The following is an 18,011-nucleotide window of genomic DNA, read 5'->3' as shown; positions in this document are numbered from 1 at the left end:
GGCCGGCGGCCTAGCTGTGCGGGATGAGGGCGTTGAGCTCGTCGAGCCGGTCGCTGATCTGCTTGATGACTTGCGAGATCCGCGTGAATTCCTGCTCCAGCGCCTGGAAGCGGACGTTGAAGCCGTCGTCGCCGGCGGCTCGCACCAGGTCCTGACCGTCGACGTACGGCCGGAATGTCACGCTGGGGGTGTAGCTGATGGCCATCGCGTTGCCTCATCTCTCGGTTGTGGCCGCGGCGGTTGTGGCCGCCGCGACCGGAAGTCGGGGTAGGTGTATCCGGGGAAGAGATCGAGCGTGCCGGCCAGTTCCGCGACGTGGGTCCGCAGCTCGGCGGTGCCGACCTCGACGCCGACCGGGTGCAGCGCGTTGAGCACGTTCATCACCAGGTCGTAGTCGTCCTTGCGGACCCGCACCGGCGTTCCGGAGGCCTCCTTGGCCCGGACGGCCGCGGAGAACCTGAGCTGGAAGGTGCGCGGTGGGGAATGGTCCGGCCACAGGTAGGAGGCGCGCAGCACCGCGGCGCCGGCGCCGGCCGGACGCAGATCGATCTCCGCCTTGGTGGTGCCGGACAGGCTCGCCCGGACCGGCGTGCCGGACTGCAGCGACCAGGACAGCCGCTCGCCGTGGCCGGTCCCCAACGGCCACGCGGCCAGCACCCGGCCGGGTGGGTCGGCCGACAGCGTGGTCACGTCGTCCGCGCTGCGCCCGTCACCGGTGTCCTGCCGTACGACGTACGCCACCGCCGGGGTCAGCTCGACGTGGACGGGCGCGCCACTGAGCGGTACGAATCCGCCCGCGCTCGCACCGGTCGCGGCGGTCCCGTCGGCGTTGCGCAGATACAGGCCGCCGTCGGCGACGTCGGCGACGTACACGGTCTGGCCGTCGGCGGACACGGCGACGGCTCCGGGGCTGGTGCCGAGGCCGGTGACGGTGGTGATGACCGCCCGGTTCGCGACGTTGACGACGGCCAGCTTGCGGGCGACCGACATGGTCACATAGGCGCGGGTCGGCCCGACCGCCACTCTGGTCGGGGTGTCGCCCAGATTGATCGTCCCGAGCGTGGTCATGGTCGTGGTGTCCACCACGGCGATCCGGCGGCTCTGACTCAGCACCACCCAGGCCTGGCCGCCATCGCCGGTGAGCGCGACGTCGACGGGCAGCGGTCCGAGGGCCAGCGAACGGGTGACCGTGGGGGTGCCGGTGGTGTCGAGCTCGATGAGCCGGCCCAGGTCCGGGACGGCGACGTACAGGCGGGGACGGACCGGATGGTGGCGCAGGGCGTGCGGACTGCCGCCCAGCGCGACGGGGTCGCCGACCACGCCGGACGCGATGTCGACCACCGACAGGGACGCGCTGGCCGAGTCGGCGGTGTAGAGCCGGGAGCCGTCCGGGGCGACCGCCACCGCGGCCGGCGCCGCGCCGACCTTGAACGCCCGGCGTACGGTCCCGTCGGCGGTGTCGATCTCGCTGACCGTGTCGGTTCCGGTGTTGGCGACGTACAGGTGGCCGCGGGCGGGCGGCCCGGTGGCGTCCGCCGCGGCCGCCGCGCCGGCCCGGGCCCGGGGGGTGACGCTGTAGAGCACCGGCTCGTCCTCGTTGACCTCGGCCGGGCCGGTGATCTCGAGCATGTCGCCGGCGGGGTGCAGCAGACGCACGAGTCCGGCGTCGTGGTGCACGTAGCCGAACCCGACCTTGTGGGCCAGGCCGGCGAGCCGCTGCGCGTCGAGGCTGAGCCCGGCGGGGTCGAGCGTCAATGCCCGGCCCACCCCGGCCAGGCCCGGGTCGCCGGGCACCCAGGCGCTCGTCAGTCGCAGCGATCCGCTGCCTCCGCCGTCGCTGATCCGTTGCAGCAGCACGCGGAGCCGGTCGGCCATCGTGGGCTGCATGCGACGGTCGTTGACCGCGTCCGCTTCGATCGCACCGCTGGGGTCGTCGAAGGTGGTCAGGTAGGCCGGGTCGAAGAAGCCGTCGTCCGGAGTGCCGGCGACCGCCGGGTCAGGGTTGCGGCTGCCGTCGGCGGCGATGGCTTCGCCGGGGGCCAGCCGGTCGATGCCGATGCGCAGCCGGCGAGTGGCCGTGTACACCTTGGGCTCGCGCTGCACCTCGACCCGGACGAAGAGCTGGCCCGGGGCGGTGGCGCGCAACTGAACCCCGGCCGAACCCGGTTCGGTGGTCAACTCGGCATCGCCGGATCCACAGAGGATGGTGGACCACCGGTAGATGGTGCCGACGGGCAGCGGCGGATCCACCGACAGCGCCAGGGTCTGGCCGTCGAGCAGGTCGACGCCGTCCGGATCGGCCGTCCCGCCGATGATGGCGACGGTGTCGCCGGGCGCGACCGAGGCGTAGACGGACTGGGCGTCCGGGAGCAGCTGCACCCAGGAGAAGCCGGCCAGGTGGGCCAGGGCGGCGACCGCGCCGAGCGAGAGGACCGACGGTCCGGGGCGGCTGAGCAGCAGCGCGCGCCCCACGGCCCGCAGGTCGCCGGCCGCCGGGTCGTATGCGCCGTCCACGCGCAGCCGTCCGGAGTCGCCGAGTTCGCTCAACCGGTCGAGCAGCGCGTCCAGGGCCACGCGGGTGGGCAGCTGCATCAGATGGGGGTCGGGTGGCGGGCCTGGCGCGGCGTAGTCGGCGCGCGGATCGTCGGACCGGACCAGCAGGAGGGGATCGAAGCCGGCGCGGTCGGCGGCGCCGCTGCTGAGGATCTCCGGGGTCCGCCGGTTGCCGCCGGCATCCATGGATTCACCGGGCAGCAACGCGGCCGTGGAGATGGTCAGCCCGCGCACGGTGGAGACGAGCGTGGCGTCCCGCTCGTCGATGACGAACGGCTCGGCCTCGCCGGCCACGTCCGAGACAACGTCGTTGAGGGCGTCCTGCAGCACTTGCGGGGTCGGCAGCGTCCACCGCTGGAAGATGCGCAGCCGCCGGCGGTACCCCTCGTCGCTCTCCCCGAGCACGGGGTGGAATCCGGCGCGGGCCGCCCGGGAGAGGCGAACCTCGTCGACTACGCCGGTGAAAGTGTCCGCCGCGGCCGGGGCGGCGTGGCCGATCCGCAACGGCGCGGAGTTCGTCAGCGCCCCCAGGCCGGTGATCGGCGCGGTGGCGCGGGTCTCCCCGTTGATGTGCAGCCGCATCAGCGACGATCCGCGGTCGACGACGAGGGCCACGTGATGGAAGCGGCCGGCCGCCAGCGTCGTGTCGGCATGGACGACCACCTCCCGGCCGCCGTCGGACACGGTGGCGCGCACGTTGCGTACCAACCCCCGGCCGAAGTCGCCGACCGCCAGCGACCATCCGGGCAAGCCGGTGTCGCCGGGATCGCCCTTGGACAGCACCGCACCGGACCAGGCGCCCGGATCCGGCTGGAGGAAGCATTCGGCGGTCAGCCCGTCGCCGGGGCCGACCGCGAAGTCCGGGTGGTCGTCGACGAGCACCTGCGCGCCGGCGTCCCGGAACGCGAACCCGCCGCCGAAGCGTCCCACCGCGCCGGGCGCCGCCGTCACGCTGCTGCTCGGGTGCCCGGTTCCCCCGTAGACCACCTGGGCGTCGCGGGCCAGCGTGGCGCCCGCCGGCTCGTCGAGGTGGTACAGCGCCACCGTGCCATCCTCGAACGCGTACGGCAGCGGCGGGAACCGGGGTACGCCCAGATCGAAGCCCACCAGGTCGAGCGTCTGCCCGGCCGCGCGGTCCAGCCGGCGCTGGTCACGCACCTGGGCCAGCTGCCCGCGCAGGGCGTCGCGCTCCCAACCGACCACCCAGAGCAGCTTTCCGAGGTTGCCCAGCAGCGCCGTGACCTCCCATCGCTGATCCGCGGCCGGGTCGGCGTCCCCCGGCGGCGGCGCCATGGTGAGGGCCCGCAATCGCACCGCCGGACCCTCATCCGGGCCCAGCGGCACCAGCGTCGACATGCCGGACGGCGAACCGGCCGGTATCCGGCAGGTCGCGGTTCCGGTACGCACGGAGCCGTCCGGCGCCGCAACGTCATAGCCGAACGTCAGCGTCGTCTCGATGGACACGTCCTGCCGCGCGGCGACCACATACCGCGGGTCGGGCTCGGCGTCGAACCGCGCCCGGTGCTCGCGGAAGTCGTACTGCCGCACCCGGGCACCGGCCGTGGAGTCACCGGGGGCGAGCGTGAGCGCCAGCCTGGCCGCGCCCCGCGCGAACGGAGCCGTGAGGCGGCCGGTCATCCGATCCACGCCGATCATCGCGCCGTCACCTCCAGGTCGAGCAACGCGCTGTCCACCCGGAAGACCGCGATCTCGGTCGGTCCCATCACCAGGTTCTCGCCGGCGCCGGCCTCGACCACCTCGGATTGGAACCGCACCGAGCCGAACGCGATCCGTCCCAGGGCCGGCGGGCAGCGGCGCAACCGCAGGCTCTGCACGTCGACGACACCCGGCTGGTCGACGAAGGCGCGCATCACCTGGGAGTAGAGGACGTCACCGCCGAGCTTGAGGGCGCTGGTGTCGGCCAGCCGCTGGGTGATCGCGGCCCCGAGCGCCTGGGTGTCGTAGCCGGGTTGGGTGAACACCTGAGCCCGCGCTCCCACCTCGACGTGGTCGGCCTCGATCACCCGGGGGTGCACGCCCACCGGCCGGACCCGGTCCAGCGCGGCGGTGACCTGCTCGAAGACCCCGGCCACCGGGCCCGTGGTCCGCCAGGGCCGGACGAAATCATGCGCGATCACGACATCGAAGAAGTACGGGTCGCCCACCCGGCGGTCGGCGCTGAACGGCCGCCGGCCGAAGGCGAAGATGCCGAAGTAGCTCTGCGACACGTCGACGCCGCCAAGCGGATCGGACAGCTGCACGTCCAGCACGCCGGGCACGTCCAGGACCGCGGCGCGTACGCTCTCCAGCGTCCACATGCTGCGCGGCCAGCCGATCAGCCGGGCCCGGTAGGTGTCGTCCGGTTCGCGCTCGGATCCCCCGGTGAGCGGCTCCGCGTTGACCACGGCCAGCGCGGTGGGCGGCGTGATCGACAGGTACAGCTGCTGGTAGACCGGATCGACGGCGACGATCGCATTGGCCGGCACGTCGCCCTGCGGCCCGGCTTCGAACGCCGCCACCGGGACCGCGGCCACGGGCGTGGCGCCGGTGAGCGTGACGGCGACGGTGGTGCGGAAGGTGACCGGGACCGGGTCCGCGGTGATCAGCACGGTTCCGTCCGGCACCAGATAGGCACGGTCGGGCTGGGGGCTGGTCAGGGTGATCGTCACCGCGCCCTGCGCGTACCGGAACCGCCGCGGCACCGCCAGGTCCTCGCCGAGCAGATCGAGGTCGGCGCCGACCGCCGCCGAGACGAACCGCGAGTAGTACAGGTCCTCGAGGTGCCGCCAGAGTTCGGCGTCCTCGCCCGCCGTCACCTCCAGGATCTTGCGGATCGGGCTGGTCGGGGACAGATCCAGGTCCGCGCCGAAGACGTCCCGCGCCCGCTGCATGGCATCGCCGAGGATGACGTCGAATCCCTTGGGCACGAACCCGTCCGCCGTGACTCCGAAGCCGGCCATCTCAGTTCCCCAGGGCGATGGTGAGGCTGTGCTGACCGTCGTCCACGGTGACGATCGTGACGACCACCTGCCAGTTCCGGCGGCTCCGGGGGGATGGCTCGACGAAGCTGACGTCCCGGATCTCACGCACCCGCGGGTCGGTGCCGAGGGCCCGGACCAGGTTGAGCTGAACGAGGTCGCGGGCGGTGCGGACGGTGGCATCGCGGGTGAACACATCACCCGCGTCGAAGCCGTACGCGGTGTTGAACATGTCGGTGCCGAACGGCGTGAGCACCCGCAGAGTGAGCGCCTGGGCCAGGTTCGGCACGCCACTGATCTCCTCCAGGGTGCGAACCGTGCTCGCGCCGCCGTCCGTGCCGACCACCCGTCCGGCCATGACTAGATCGCCGTCGGCGAGCCTCAGGCTGCGCCCGAGGGCACTGGGACCGACCATGTCTTCACCCCGATCATCAACTCGCCATCAACGTCGTCTGGCCCGGCGACCGGACCTTCCACGGCGCCCCCGTGTCGGTCGTGCCCGTCACGGTCTCCAGCAGCACCGGCTTTCCGCCGACCCGCAACGAGGCCGCGCCTCCGCCGGTCGTCTGCTGCACGGTCTGGCAGGCGGGACCCGACGGGGGTACGCATTTCAGGATCGATTTGTGGTCGAGGTCGCCCTCGACCAGCACGGGGCTACCCGCGACGAGGAGCTTCCGCTGGCTCGCCACGATCTGCACGACGCCGCCGTGCGGACACTTCACCTCGGCCGCGGCCGTGAGCACGGCGTCGCTCATGTCACCTCCACGGTCGTTCCGTGCAGCGTGATGGTGCCGCCGCTCAAGGTGATCGACGCGTCCCCGCTCTTGAGGGTGATGTCCTTGCCCGCGGTGTCCACGGTCACCGCGCCGTCGTCGCCCACCGTGATCGCGGCGCCGCTCTCGTGCTCGATGACGAGGCGAGCGGCCAGGTCGCCGGGGACCTGCGGTCGTTCGCCGACCTCCGGCAGCGTGCCCGCACCGATGGTGATCCGCAGGCCCTTCGCCTGGATGACCCGTGACCCGGTGGCGTCGGTCAGATCGTTGACCCCTTTGCCGGTCGGCAGACCCTGGCCGTCCAGTTCGGTGGGCAGGCAGAGCCACCAGTCGCCGGCCACGTTCTTGGGCGGCTGCATCTTCGGCTGCTCGGCCCAGAGGAAGCCGGCCACCACCGCGTCGTTGACCAGCCCCCGGTTGTGGGCGAGCACCGCCCGCATGCCGGGCAGCACCGGCACGACGAGCCCGCACTTGTGGAACGCGAACGGCGCGACCAGCGGCTTGGCATGCAGCAACGGTTCCCGGTCGACGGGCACCTCGACGCTGGGCGCCACCGCGTCGGGCGGCGGTGACTGGCCGTACCGCAACGTCGCCAGGTGCCGGCCGCCACCCCCGTCGTCGTAACCGGCTATCTCACCGACATCGAACGCCGGCCGCTGGTCGTGCACGGTTTCCGCCAGATCGCGCAAACGGTCCACCACGCCGGACACCCCGGTCGGCCGCCGGGCCCGTTCGCCCGGACCGGCCGCCACCACGGTGACCTCGCACGTGTACCCCCGGCGCGTGCTGAACACGTGCCGGGCGTGCTCCACCCGCAGCGGTCCGGGCAGAGCGTCGCCCGGATCGTCGGTCTCCAGCACCGCGACGTGGCCCACCCGGACGTCGGGATCGCCGAGCGTCACCAGGTCGAGGCTGGTGCGTGCGCGTAGCGCGGGGGTGAGGCCAGGAGGACCGGCCGGCGGGGACGGCACCGCCTCGTCCGGCTCGTCCTGCCGGCGGTCGAGGCTGACGATGTTGTCGGCCGACCGGAACGCCACCGTGCCGTTCGCGCCGACGGCCTGACCGATGAATACCGTCCCGTCCCGGATGACCAGCGGGGCCTGCCCGGCCTCGGCCACGGCGCGGAGTGCCTCGAGGCCGTTGCTGTTGCGCACCGTGAAGTTGGTGACGTCGCGCAGCCGTCCGGCGATCACCTGCACGGCGGCCGCCCCGGCGATCGCGGCGACGAACTGGTCCAGCGAGCGGGTGCCGGGCTGACCGGCCGGCACCGACGTCTTGAGCAGCCGGTATCCGGCCGACTCGCAGCCGCGCAGCTCGGTGGCCAGCAGTCCGTCCGGGGTGATCGACGTTCGTACGGAGGTGATCACCCCGCGGAGCACCGGGTTGACGTGGCTGCCGGGGTCGTCGAAGTACCCCAGCGCGATCGTTGCCTCCAGCGGGGCCGTGGTGCCGGCCAGAGCCTCCCGATGCCGGTCCTTGAGCGTGTCGGCGACCTCCGCCGGCAGGTTCGCCAGCACCGCGGAGAAGGTACTCGCGGCCGCCCCGGACACCAGGTCGACGCGAATGTCGGCGTCGACTATGTAGTCACCGCTGAACACATCGTTGGAGACCCGCAGCGGCAGCAGCCCGCCCGGTCCGGCGCCGGCGACCTCGAGCTGGAACCAGATCACAAAGCCCATCGCGTCGCCACCCCCGCCGTGACTCGTGAGCCGAAGGCGCCGCCGGCATTCAGATTTCGCGGATGAACCGTGACCTCGGTGAACAGGAATGCGAGTTCCGCGGCCCCGTACTCCAGCCCGCAGGCGATCTTGCGGCGGAACACCACCTCGGGCTCGCCCGGCCGGTCGCGGGTCACCGCCATGACGAGAAACGCGCCGGGCGCCGGCAGCCGCAGCGGCTCGTCCGTCGCGAGCAGCCGCTCGTCGGTCACGTTCACCGAGAACACGACCAGGTACCCCCCATTTCCGACGGTCATGCGAAACGACTGCGGGAACCCTTCATCGGCGTTCACCGGCAGTTGCAGGTAGGCGTAGCGAAAGCTGGTCACAGCGGTAACGGAACCCTCGGTATGCGGGGGACCGAACTGAGCACCCGCGGCGCGGCCGACAGGGGGATGCCCGCCGCGAGCGCAAGGTCCGCGACCTCGCCCAGCACCGCGGTCCGGGTGGAGCGCGGCACATGCCGCAAGGTGAGACTCACCTCCACGGTCTCCCGCTTCTGTGCGCTCTGGTTGAACCGCAGGTCGGTGATCTGCATGTCGAGGCTGACGGTGAGCCCGGACACCACCGGTATGCCGGTGACGCCCAGCGCCGCGGCGGTGGCGGCCACCAGCACCCGCGACACGAGGGCCAGCGCCTCGAGCTCCTTCTTCAGCCGCAGCCGGTCCGGGCCGATCAGCATCGCGTCGATCGCGATCGTCTTAACCGTCGGCGCGAGGGCCTGGGAGAACCGGCTTCCCGCGATCCGCTCGATCTGGTAGCCCTCCGTCACGCTCAGGCTCTGCACGTACAGCAGCGGCACCGGGCCGATCAGCACCGGCTGGTTCGGCTGCCGGGCCGGTGCCAGGTCGCCGGCCACGGCTAGTCGATCCTCGGGCGAAGCGACATGCAGTTGAAGCTGGCGGTGGGCGCGCCGTCGATGACGACATTGCTCGGGTTGGCCGAGGTGATCATGCAGCGGCCGAACTTGAGCGCCTTGAACGTCCAGTCGGTGCCCTGCTTCTCCGCGACGGTGATCTCGAACTCCTTGCCCTGGATGGCGAGTTCGGTGAGGTCGGCCACCGCCGTGCCGATGGCCTGGACGGTCATCGTGAAGGTGAACGTCTGCGGCTGCCGGACGTACCCGACGTTGTCCGCCTCGATGGAGTGGATGACCGTGTGCGGGACGTTGAAGGTCGGCGTGAACTGAGAGATCGGCGCGATCACCGTCGATCCGAGGCGGATCTCCAGGCGCGTGTTCCAGTCGGGCATCGCGGCCCCCTCTACTCGAACTTCATGGTGATGGCAATGCGCTGGATGGCGCCGGCGTAGTCGATCGCGACCAGCACCTCGGCGACCCGATCGGTCTGCGCGTCCTGGATGACCTGCAGCTGCGCGGCGGTCAACGACGACGGATCGGCGTCCAGCAGGTCGAGCACGGGGATGGTCACCTCGTAGTCCTCGATGACCCCGTCGGAGACCAGCGGGTCGAGGACCGCGTCCATCTGCACGATCAGTGACCGCAGACCGGAACGGCTGATCCGCAGGTCGCCGATCGAGCGGATCAGGCGGGCCTTGAGCTTGAACGAGCAGTCGTCGATGGTCCGTTGCACGTCGATGTACTTCTTGGCCCCCGGGTTGCCGGTGTAACCCTCGCCGAGGTGGATCCCGCCGCCGGCGATGAGGGCCGGGTCCACCAGCCAGTTGATGCCGTTGCCGGCCGGGCCGCTGTCGAAGGTCTCCGAGCCGTTGATGGCGTCGATCTCCGCCGAGGTGAACGGGTCGCTGTTGATCGACACCGGTTTGAGCACCATCGAGACGTGTGGGGGATAGCCGGCCACGGTGCCGGCGACGGCCGCCCCGGCATCCTGGTCGCTCTTGTGCGCGACGTAGATCATCCGGTCGCTGACCAGTGCCGCCTTGCCCGTCACGACGGTGGCGTCGGCGACCCCGCCGGCCAGCATCGCGACGCCCATCCGCTCCTTGCCGTCGCCGCCGGCGTTGGAGACGCTGACGACGTGCGCGGCAAGCTTGCCGATGGCGCCGTCGGCAGCCCCGCTGGCGCCGTCCAGCCTCGTGTTGGCGACCACGACGAACTGCACGTCCAGGCCCTCGACCGCGGCGAGCGCCGCGGTCGGATCGGCGACCGCGCCGGTGGCCTGGCCGGCTGCCTTGACCCCCCAGACCTGGGCCGGTCCGGGGGTCTGCTCGAACAGCAGGCGCAGCGCGGCGGTCAGCGCCGAGTTCGGTTTGGTCGCTCCCGGTACGGCCGGGTCCGGCACGGTCGCCGGGCCGAACTTGTCGGCCGCATCGGACGGACTGGTGACCTGCACCGGTAGGTTGTCCACCCCCTGCGCCGCGGCGCCGATGACGGCGACGTTGCCGGTGGCTCGGATCACCGGGGAAAACAGGTCGGTGACGGGATTGACGCGTACATATCTGACGGCCACGGGGGTTCTCCTTCCTGCGTCAGTGGAACTTCTCGCGTAGCTTGCGGCGCAGCCGCTCCTGTTCGCGGTGGCTGAGCGGCGGCCGGGCCGCGCCGGCGGCCGGCTGCTCACCCGAGGCGGCTTCCGGCTGTCCGGTCTGCGCACCCGGGCCGGCGTCCTCCGCCGGTTGCTGCTCGCCGCCGGAACGCCGTGACCTTGTCGGCATCGCTGGGTCTCCTTCGCGGGTCATGGATGGTCGGGGGTCACGAACACCGCCAGGACGTCCTGGCGGGCAAAGAACGCGGCCAGGTCGTCCTCGGTGAATCCGGTGGCGGCGACCGCCTCGGCGGGCAGGATCAGCAGCGGTGCGTACGGCATGCGGACGTCCGCGTGGTCGACACTCCGCCGGTACGCGAGACCGCGCTCGGCGACCTCGCGAGCCAGCCGGGCAGCGCGCAGGCAGGCCGTGACATCGATGCCGTCACGGATCAGCACGGCCACGTTGAGCTCGAACCGGTGCTGGTGGGCCGGATCGCCGGGGTCGAAGGCGCCCGGCTCTTTCATCCGGATCCGGCTGAGCAGGTAGCGGTAGGCGCGCCGCAGCTCGTCGACGCTGGTGATGTGGTGCTCGGCCATGAAGGCGGCGAGGTCGAAGTAGCGGAACTGCGCCTCGAACTCGGCCAGGGTGGTGAAGTCGCCGATGTCGGCGACCTGAATGGATTCGATCTCCCCGGTGTCGACTTCGAGGACGACGGTCACCGCCAGCTGGGCCGCGACATCCAGCCACTCCGGCGTGGTGGGATCCGAGCTCTCGTACAGGACATCGGTGCGTACCGGGCTCGGCGTCGTCTGGGTCCAGGTGCCGGCCAGGCGGCGGGGTGGGAACAGCGGTCTCTGGAAGTCGCTGGTCACCACGTCGACCTGGGTGACCTCGTGCAGGACCGCGGACGGCAGGGCGTACACCGCGCCGAAGAGTTGCCTGATCCGCTGATGCGAGGTGTCGGTCGGCGGCGACACCAGGTCCCGCAGCCGCGCCGGATCGCTGAGGCTGAGCATCACCGTGTCGACGAACGCGCTCATGGGGGGTCCTCGCGGGGTTCACCGGAACGCGGCGAGGCCGTGGCGTTGTTCCGGATCGCGTCGAGCAGCCGCTGCGGCCACGCCGACCCGGCGTCGTCGCCGAGTCGCCGGATCTCCAGGAACCAGTCACGGCCGTCGACGTCGACGGCGATCAGCCGGAGCCAGGGGCATCGGTGCAGGATCGCCGCCGAGGTGCCCAGCGACGCGACGAGCGCGACATCGGCCGCGGGGACCTCGCCCACCAGCGTCATGTCGTCCTGCGCCTCGACGATGCGCGTGATGACATCGACCGCCAGCGCGGGAAGATCGGCGATGGCTACTTTCGTACGGCTCATGGATGCCCCCTGCGTTGCAGCATCCGGCCTGCCGGCCGCCGGCGGAATGGATCGCGCGGGGCCAGGTTCGGTTCAGGCGAGGGCTAGACGAGAGGTTCAGGCCCGGAGCGTCAACGCGGCGTCGGCGCGCCGGCGTACCCCGGCCTTGTCCAGGATGTTGTGCACGTGGTTCTTCACCGTGGCCAGCTGGATGCCCAGCCGCCGGGCGATCTCCTTGTTCGACAACCCGAGACCGATGAGCCGGACGACTTCCTGTTCACGGCCGGTCAGATGGGGCTGGTCGACCGGAGGTGCCGTCTCCCCGCCGAGCGTGCCCAACCGCCGGAGCAAGCCGCCCGCGATGTGCGGCGGGCAGGCGAACTCACCACACGCGGCGGCACACACGGTGGCGACCAGATGCGCGAGGGAGTCGTCGCGAGTGACGTATCCCGCGATGCCGGCCTCGGCGCAGGACAGGATCTGCTCCACGTCGCCGGAGAGACCGAGGACCACGACCTTCTGGCCGTCGCGATGAGCCAGCCGCCGTACGTCCGCCAAGCCTGCTCCGCCGGTCAGGTCGAACAGCGTGACGTCCGGCCGCGTCGTCACCAACTGTGCCGCCGCCTCGTCCACGTCGGAGGCGGTGCCGACCACCTCGACGGCCGGATCCGAGGTGAGGACGTGGGAGAGTCCCTCCCGGTAGATCCGCGTGGTCGAGATGATGAAGACCTGGGTCCGGGGAGCGCCGTCGCCTGTCATGCCGGTCACTCCTCTCGGGTCGCTGCTGGTCACCCCATTCTGCGGCGGGCCGGCGGCCCGGTGGTCGGCAAAGTCCCCCACCTGACATGGCCGCCTGGATCCCTCCCGGTCACCGCCGGGGCCCTCCGCATGGACCGAATCTGGATCCGCGGATCTATTCCGGCCGCGCCGGCGCCCGGCGCACACTGCGGGACACGCGACGTGAGGGGGCGGGGATGACGGACGCGTTCGACGACTTCGACCAGCCGGGCGGCGGCGACGAGACCACGGACGAGATCGGCGGCCTGGCCGTCGTGCCCGGCTTCCGGTTCGGGGGCCGGGTCGACCGCACCGGGATCGCGCTCGTCCACGAGGGCGAGCACATCGTGCCGGCCCCCGGCAGCCGGGCCGTCGTCTCCCCGTTCGCCGCGGGCGGTGCCGACCAGCCGGTCAGCTGGTCGTTCCCGGTCGAGGTGGAGATCGTCGGCGAGTTGTCCGAGGAGCACCTCCAGGCCGTCGCCAAGCACGTGTTCGACGAGCTGAACACCGCGTTGCGCGGCGCGGGCTGAGCATGGCGAGCAGGCCCGGCATCGTCCGGTGGACCGGTCCCGAGGACGCGGACCTCCGGCGGCGGGTGGAGCTCGCGGTGGAAGCCGGGGTGCGGCGGGCGCTCGCGGCGGCCGCATCGCCGCCGCCGTCACCGGCCGAGCGGGCGGGAACGGCGTTCACCGGGTGGGGATCCGACCCCCAGGGGGGCGTCTGGGTGCTGCCGAGCTTCGACGAGGGCGGTGACCCGGTCGCGGTCCCGGTCACCGCGAACATCGGCACGGAGGCGTTCACGTCGAGCGAGGAACTTCGCAACGCGATCCGGTACGCGTTTCCCGCCACCGGCGGGACTCCACGCCCCGGCATCTTCTACGGGATGTACGGGCTGTTCGCCGGCGCGAGCCGGCCGAACGTGTACTACGTCCGCAGCGACGGCGCGCGAGAGGTGTTCGACTCGATCTACCTGTACAAGTTGCCGAAGACGCTGCGCCGCGGGGTCACGGAGGACGAGCAGCGCGTGCCCCTGGGACTCGACCCGGGTTTCTACACGGTGATCTTCTCGCCGGACGGCGAAGGCGTGCTCATGCGCCACGACCGGCCCGGGCGGATCCCGCTCGCGAACCCGAGCCACCTCGACCTCACCGTCGCCTTCGCGGTGGATCCCCTGCACGTCCCCCATTCCCAGCCGGTGCCGTGGCGGTACCGGCTGCTCGCCCGGATCCACGCGGCGAACACCGCGTCGCCGCTCGCGACCGGCGCTGAGAGTGTGTACACCGCATTCACCAGCCTGTGGCAGGTCGACGAATACGGGCGGCCGCTGTCGGTGGACGATTTCGCCTCCTTCGGCATCGCGCCCTGGTTCCACTGGGAGATCAGCCGGCAGGGCAAAGGGCCACGGGCCGAGCCGGAAGTCGTGTACGAGGCCGGTGGCCAGGACCGGCGAAGCATCCGGTACACCTGGAAGCGGCCCGGAACCTATCGGGTCAGCTGCACCGTCACCGCGCCACGGGCGGACATCTCCGGCCGTCCGGGCACCGACTCCCGGCCGGAGAAAGTCTTCCAGCGCGGGCAGTTGATGTCGTTGCAGCTCGAAGCCATGGAGCGCCGGCAGAAGAAGATCGGGCCGGATCCGCAGGGCCGCCGCGACCAGGCGTGGGCGAGCTCCGGCGCCGCGCTGGTGACGCAGTTCGAGGACGAGTTGCGGGCGGAGCGGGCGAGATCGCCGAAGAACGAGGCGAAGATCAGTTACCTCGAGAAGGTGATCGAGAAGCTCCGCCGCCAGCTGTACCCGGCGGACCGGTCGCCGATCGACGCCTTCCCCATCCACGCGATCTTCATGGAGCGCCGGACGTCGCAGACCCGGCCGGTATCGCTGTTCCTCGCGTTCGAGCTGCGATCGGCGATGGTGTGGGAGCCGGTGGAGGACGGCTCGGGGATGGAGGGGGAGTGGGTCGACAAGCCCTATCACTGGTCGGTCATCGACCTCACCTACCCGGCCTCGTACCGGACGTACCGCGGTCAGGGGAGGACCCTGCTGGAGGGGCTCGAGGCGGCGTTCCACGACTCCGAGACCAGCGTCCGGCGGACCTATCCACCGGGACAGATCCTGGCCCGGGTCACCCGGGACGACCTGACCCGGCGCGGGATTCCGGTGCCGGCCAACCTGCCCGGCACGAAGGACTTCGTCATCGAGACGGACAGCTGGCAGAAGGACGCCTGGGAGTGGTTCACGCTCGGCGTCCAGGTGGTGGGCCTGCTCGCGCTGCCGGGGGCGATCGTGTTCCCCGTACTGGCTCCGGTGCTTGTCGTCGTCGGCGTGGCCGGCGCCGCCATCTCGGCGGGCAACATCGCCGATCGGGTGGCGCACAACGACTTCGAGTGGGACACCGAGACGTTCGCCGACCTCGCCGCCATCGCCGGCGCGCTCGTCCAGGTCGGCGCGCTGACCGCGGGCACCCGCACCTCGGCACTCGCGCGCGCGCTCAACTCGGCCGAGGAACTACTCCCGGAGACCGTCGCGGGGCTCGGCAAGCTGCTGCGCGTCCAACGGGCGCTGCTGATCACCCAGCTCGGCACCGACGCGGCCAACGCCCTGATCCTGGGGTACAGCACCTGGCAGGAGATGCAGACGGTCGACGCCGAGTTCGATCAGGAGTCGCTCGAGAACTATCAGCGTGTCTACGGGGCGGCGGAGGGTCACCAGCGGTGGCTGCGCGAGCGCGAGGCGAGGGTCAACGGCATCTTCGCCAAGGCCGTCTTCGGCGGGACGATGGTCGCCGTCTCGGTCGGCGGCGGCATCAAGGGGCTCGGTGAACTCGGGCGGCTGAACGAGATGCTCGGGCGGTGGGGCGAGCCGCTGGCGCGTACCGGCGACGCAAGCCCGCCGCGCTGGCGCACCCTCAAAGAACTCCAGCAGGCGGCGCGTACGGACAAAGAGGCCGCCGACGTTCTCAACGGTTACCAGAATCTGAGCGATGACCGGTTGCTCGCCTGGGAGGCCCAGGGTGACCCGGTGGCGACCGGCATGCTGAACCGGCGGTTCGGCGGCGCCCGGCGCCCGTACGCGCCCGCCCGGCCCATCGATCCGGCGATTCAGCAGCGACTCCGGACCGAACTCGCCCGCCGCCGCGACCGCGTCGAGGCGCAGCGGTCGCGGCGCCGGGCCGAGCAGGAGCGGCTCCGGGCGCAGGGGCTGCTGGAGGAACCCGATCCGCGACTCGAGCCGGCCGACCCGGCGCAACCGGAGACCGTCCGGACCCGGGCCGGGGAGTTCGTCCTCGTTCCGACGAGCAAGGAACTACGCCGTCACCCGGGCACGATCGCGGTGGCCGTCTCCGACATCCCGGCGTTCCACGGGGACGTGTTCGAAGGGGCGTCCCCGTACGCGTTCGGTACGTACGAACCCGGGCACCCGGTCCGCCCGCCGGAGTCCATCCAGATCCAGAAGGCACACGGCCATGCCGAGCAGGCGATCGGCCAGCAGATCCACGACCGGCTCGGCGCGCTGTCGCCCGAGGACCGCTCCGCGGCCAGTGGCGGAACCGTGTGGATGCACGTGGACCAGGAGGTCTGCTCGGCCTGCGCGGCCGGGCTCGGCGAAAGCGAACGCGCCGGGGTGCTGGTGCGGCTGAGCGAGCTCAACCCCGACATTCTCTTCGTGATCACCGCCGAGGACACCTCCAAGGTGATCCGGTTGCGGGCCGGTCAGGAAGTCCCGTGATCCCCGATCGCCGGCCCGACTGCGTGATCCCGATCCGGATCCGCGTGGTGGGCCGGCCGACGGACGAGGACTTGTCGCGTCTGGAGGACGCCGTCGCCCGGCGGGTCGGCGCGCAGCTCGACGCGGCGCACCGCACGCTCCACTCGGGCACCGGCGGGCCGAGCGGCGGGCCCGGCGGCGGGCCCGGCGGCGGGCCGACCGCGGTTCCCCGGTACGCCGGCGGCAATGTGACGACCCAGTCGATCAGGCCGGACTATGCGCGAAACCTCACCGACGCCGAGCTCGAGCGGGACATCACCCTCCTGGAGCTACGCCGCGCGGAACTCAAGGCCGACAGCATCGAGTACCAGGTTGCGGGCACCAACTTGCGGATGCTCGCCGCCGACGCGGATCGCCGCGGCTACCGGAGCCCGGCCCTGATCCGCAGGAGCCTCGTCGAACTGGTCAAGTCGGCCTCGTCCGAGATCAAGCACGTCGTCGATGTCCTTCCTCATCTGAAGGCCGAATTCACCAGTGTGACCTGGGTGAACCCGTGGCAACCCCAGCCGCGGGCGTGGCGGCAGGATCCGCTGAAGTTCGTCGACGACCAGTTGGCCTGGATGCTCGACGCCTTGTCCGCCGCCATGGCGATGATCCAGCTCTCGCGCGAGACGGAACACGACGTCGCGATCGAGCTGCTTCGCCAGGCGGGGGTGCGCATCTCGTCGGTGATGCTGGGGTTCTCGGCGCTGCGCCCGTTCCTGTACTTCCTGCAGACCGCGATCGGCATTCGCTACGGCGCGCCGTTGATGGATCCCGCCGTCCTGGCCCAGCCGGTGGAGAGTGCGCGGGCGAGGATCGAACCCGATCTGGCGTCGTTGGCCAAGCTCGACATCGAGTACCTCGAAGCGGTTGCGGAATCGTCGGCCGCGGCCACGCAGGCCCTGTTCGGCGACCTCCAGGCCTACATCAAGCGGTTCACCCCGACCTTCAAGATCCCGCAGCTGCCGTGGCAGCTCGAGGCCGCGCTGATCCTCCTCTCGGCGCTCCTGAGCGCTCCGGAGATGGGGCTCGCGGGGGAGCAGGCCGCCGGGTGGACACTGTCCTTCCGGGGCGGCGGCATGCTGCCGGCGTTCGTCGGCGGCGGGTCGGGGGCGGCGGCGATCACGATCAGCGCGGAGCAGATCGCCGCGCTGCGCCGGCTGGTCGCGATCGGTGCGATCAGCACCGAGACCGTGTCGGCCGCGTTCGGGACATCGCTGGCGGTCGGGGTGGATGTCCCGCAGGCGCTCACGGACCTGATCGGTGAAGGGCCGGAGGCGGGCGGCATGCATGTGACCGGCACGACCGGCGCCGGAATGGCGAATCGGCCCCGGCATCACGTGATGCCCCAGGAAGAACGCCGGTTCTTCGAGGAGCGGGGCATGCGCGGCGATCTGGATATCGACGAGTTCACCGTCGAGCTGGACGTGGGCGAGCACCAGGCGATCCACGGCGGCGGGGACTGGCGCCTCGGCCGGACCTGGACCGGGGAGTGGAACAGCATGATCATGAGAGAGTTGCGAGCCGCCGAAGCCGCCGCCGGCCGTCGCCTTCGACCCAACGAGATCCTCAACATCGTGGCGAGGCGGATGCGCGACTACCACATCTCCCCACACTTCGTTCCCTATCGCTGACGTCACGGACCCCTTGCCGGCCTGACGA

Annotated in this window: 17 protein-coding genes; 3 read left to right on the top strand and 14 right to left on the bottom strand. The window is 71.5% G+C overall.

Annotated features, from left to right (window positions below; genetic code table 11):
• Positions 1-10 precede the first annotated feature (10 nt).
• The 14 genes from ACZ6TB_RS00895 to ACZ6TB_RS00830 all read right to left on the bottom strand — a co-directional run bounded on the left by ACZ6TB_RS00895 (position 11) and on the right by ACZ6TB_RS00830 (position 12,583).
• On the bottom strand, positions 11-181 hold the full coding sequence (locus ACZ6TB_RS00895) for a hypothetical protein (RefSeq protein ID WP_465549132.1): 171 nt from the start codon (positions 179-181) through the stop codon (positions 11-13).
• Positions 178-4,209: a LamG-like jellyroll fold domain-containing protein gene (locus ACZ6TB_RS00890; protein ID WP_465549130.1), complete on the bottom strand. Its 4,032-nt coding sequence runs from the start codon at positions 4,207-4,209 to the stop codon at positions 178-180. The genes ACZ6TB_RS00895 and ACZ6TB_RS00890 overlap by 4 nt, the downstream gene beginning before the upstream one ends.
• Positions 4,206-5,513, bottom strand: coding sequence for a baseplate J/gp47 family protein (locus ACZ6TB_RS00885; protein ID WP_465549128.1), 1,308 nt, complete (start codon positions 5,511-5,513; stop codon positions 4,206-4,208). The genes ACZ6TB_RS00890 and ACZ6TB_RS00885 overlap by 4 nt, the downstream gene beginning before the upstream one ends.
• Position 5,514: 1 nt before the next feature.
• The gene (locus ACZ6TB_RS00880) at positions 5,515-5,946 is read right to left on the bottom strand and encodes a hypothetical protein (RefSeq protein WP_465549126.1); all 432 of its coding nucleotides are present in this window, start codon (positions 5,944-5,946) and stop codon (positions 5,515-5,517) included.
• Between the two features lie 16 nt (positions 5,947-5,962).
• Positions 5,963-6,286 (bottom strand): hypothetical protein, encoded by a 324-nt coding sequence (locus ACZ6TB_RS00875; protein WP_465549124.1) that lies wholly within the window; start codon positions 6,284-6,286, stop codon positions 5,963-5,965.
• A complete protein-coding gene (locus ACZ6TB_RS00870; protein ID WP_465549122.1) occupies positions 6,283-7,983 on the bottom strand; it encodes a hypothetical protein in 1,701 nt (566 codons plus the stop codon). The genes ACZ6TB_RS00875 and ACZ6TB_RS00870 overlap by 4 nt, the downstream gene beginning before the upstream one ends.
• Positions 7,971-8,351, bottom strand: a complete 381-nt coding sequence (locus ACZ6TB_RS00865; protein ID WP_465549120.1) for a hypothetical protein — start codon at positions 8,349-8,351, stop codon at positions 7,971-7,973. Before ACZ6TB_RS00865 ends, ACZ6TB_RS00870 begins: the two co-directional genes overlap by 13 nt.
• Complete coding sequence (locus ACZ6TB_RS00860) at positions 8,348-8,881, bottom strand: hypothetical protein (protein WP_465549118.1); 534 nt, start codon at positions 8,879-8,881, stop codon at positions 8,348-8,350. Before ACZ6TB_RS00860 ends, ACZ6TB_RS00865 begins: the two co-directional genes overlap by 4 nt.
• Positions 8,882-8,883: 2 nt before the next feature.
• Entirely contained in the window at positions 8,884-9,273 is a 390-nt protein-coding gene (locus tag ACZ6TB_RS00855) for a hypothetical protein (protein ID WP_465549116.1), read from the bottom strand.
• Between the two features lie 11 nt (positions 9,274-9,284).
• Entirely contained in the window at positions 9,285-10,451 is a 1,167-nt protein-coding gene (locus tag ACZ6TB_RS00850) for a hypothetical protein (protein WP_465549114.1), read from the bottom strand.
• Between the two features lie 19 nt (positions 10,452-10,470).
• The gene (locus tag ACZ6TB_RS00845; RefSeq protein WP_465549112.1) at positions 10,471-10,656 is read right to left on the bottom strand and encodes a hypothetical protein; all 186 of its coding nucleotides are present in this window, start codon (positions 10,654-10,656) and stop codon (positions 10,471-10,473) included.
• 20 nt (positions 10,657-10,676) lie between these two features.
• Complete coding sequence (locus ACZ6TB_RS00840; RefSeq protein WP_465549110.1) at positions 10,677-11,510, bottom strand: hypothetical protein; 834 nt, start codon at positions 11,508-11,510, stop codon at positions 10,677-10,679.
• Positions 11,507-11,845, bottom strand: coding sequence for a hypothetical protein (locus ACZ6TB_RS00835; RefSeq protein WP_465549109.1), 339 nt, complete (start codon positions 11,843-11,845; stop codon positions 11,507-11,509). The genes ACZ6TB_RS00840 and ACZ6TB_RS00835 overlap by 4 nt, the downstream gene beginning before the upstream one ends.
• Before the next feature lie 96 nt (positions 11,846-11,941).
• Positions 11,942-12,583 (bottom strand): LuxR C-terminal-related transcriptional regulator, encoded by a 642-nt coding sequence (locus ACZ6TB_RS00830; RefSeq protein WP_465549107.1) that lies wholly within the window; start codon positions 12,581-12,583, stop codon positions 11,942-11,944.
• A gap of 215 nt (positions 12,584-12,798) precedes the next feature.
• Here ACZ6TB_RS00830 and ACZ6TB_RS00825 point away from each other — a divergent pair, with 215 nt between their 5' ends.
• Genes ACZ6TB_RS00825 through ACZ6TB_RS00815 form a run of 3 tightly spaced genes read left to right on the top strand, consistent with a single transcriptional unit; the run spans position 12,799 to position 17,983 of the window.
• Positions 12,799-13,131 (top strand): hypothetical protein, encoded by a 333-nt coding sequence (locus ACZ6TB_RS00825; RefSeq protein WP_465549105.1) that lies wholly within the window; start codon positions 12,799-12,801, stop codon positions 13,129-13,131.
• A gap of 2 nt (positions 13,132-13,133) precedes the next feature.
• Positions 13,134-16,328, top strand: coding sequence for a hypothetical protein (locus ACZ6TB_RS00820; protein WP_465549103.1), 3,195 nt, complete (start codon positions 13,134-13,136; stop codon positions 16,326-16,328).
• A 23-nt stretch (positions 16,329-16,351) separates the two neighbouring features.
• Positions 16,352-17,983 (top strand): DUF2380 domain-containing protein, encoded by a 1,632-nt coding sequence (locus ACZ6TB_RS00815; protein WP_465549102.1) that lies wholly within the window; start codon positions 16,352-16,354, stop codon positions 17,981-17,983.
• The last annotated feature ends 28 nt before the right edge of the window (positions 17,984-18,011 follow it).

It is taken from the genome of Actinoplanes sp. NPDC051537, from assembly GCF_055586105.1.
This window is presented reverse-complemented; position numbering and strand designations above follow the sequence as displayed.

Excerpts from the sequence above, each read along its gene's own strand:
- ACZ6TB_RS00890 (WP_465549130.1), bottom strand. The coding sequence starts at position 4,209 with ATGATCGGCGTGGATCGGATGACCGGCCGCCTCACGGCTCCGTTCGCG.
- ACZ6TB_RS00885 (WP_465549128.1), bottom strand. The coding sequence starts at position 5,513 with ATGGCCGGCTTCGGAGTCACGGCGGACGGGTTCGTGCCCAAGGGATTC.
- ACZ6TB_RS00880 (WP_465549126.1), bottom strand. The coding sequence starts at position 5,946 with ATGGTCGGTCCCAGTGCCCTCGGGCGCAGCCTGAGGCTCGCCGACGGC.
- ACZ6TB_RS00875 (WP_465549124.1), bottom strand. The coding sequence starts at position 6,286 with ATGAGCGACGCCGTGCTCACGGCCGCGGCCGAGGTGAAGTGTCCGCAC.
- ACZ6TB_RS00870 (WP_465549122.1), bottom strand. The coding sequence starts at position 7,983 with ATGGGCTTTGTGATCTGGTTCCAGCTCGAGGTCGCCGGCGCCGGACCG.
- ACZ6TB_RS00855 (WP_465549116.1), bottom strand. The coding sequence starts at position 9,273 with ATGCCCGACTGGAACACGCGCCTGGAGATCCGCCTCGGATCGACGGTG.
- ACZ6TB_RS00845 (WP_465549112.1), bottom strand. The coding sequence starts at position 10,656 with ATGCCGACAAGGTCACGGCGTTCCGGCGGCGAGCAGCAACCGGCGGAG.
- ACZ6TB_RS00840 (WP_465549110.1), bottom strand. The coding sequence starts at position 11,510 with ATGAGCGCGTTCGTCGACACGGTGATGCTCAGCCTCAGCGATCCGGCG.
- ACZ6TB_RS00835 (WP_465549109.1), bottom strand. The coding sequence starts at position 11,845 with ATGAGCCGTACGAAAGTAGCCATCGCCGATCTTCCCGCGCTGGCGGTC.
- ACZ6TB_RS00830 (WP_465549107.1), bottom strand. The coding sequence starts at position 12,583 with ATGACAGGCGACGGCGCTCCCCGGACCCAGGTCTTCATCATCTCGACC.
- ACZ6TB_RS00825 (WP_465549105.1), top strand. The coding sequence starts at position 12,799 with ATGACGGACGCGTTCGACGACTTCGACCAGCCGGGCGGCGGCGACGAG.
- ACZ6TB_RS00820 (WP_465549103.1), top strand. The coding sequence starts at position 13,134 with ATGGCGAGCAGGCCCGGCATCGTCCGGTGGACCGGTCCCGAGGACGCG.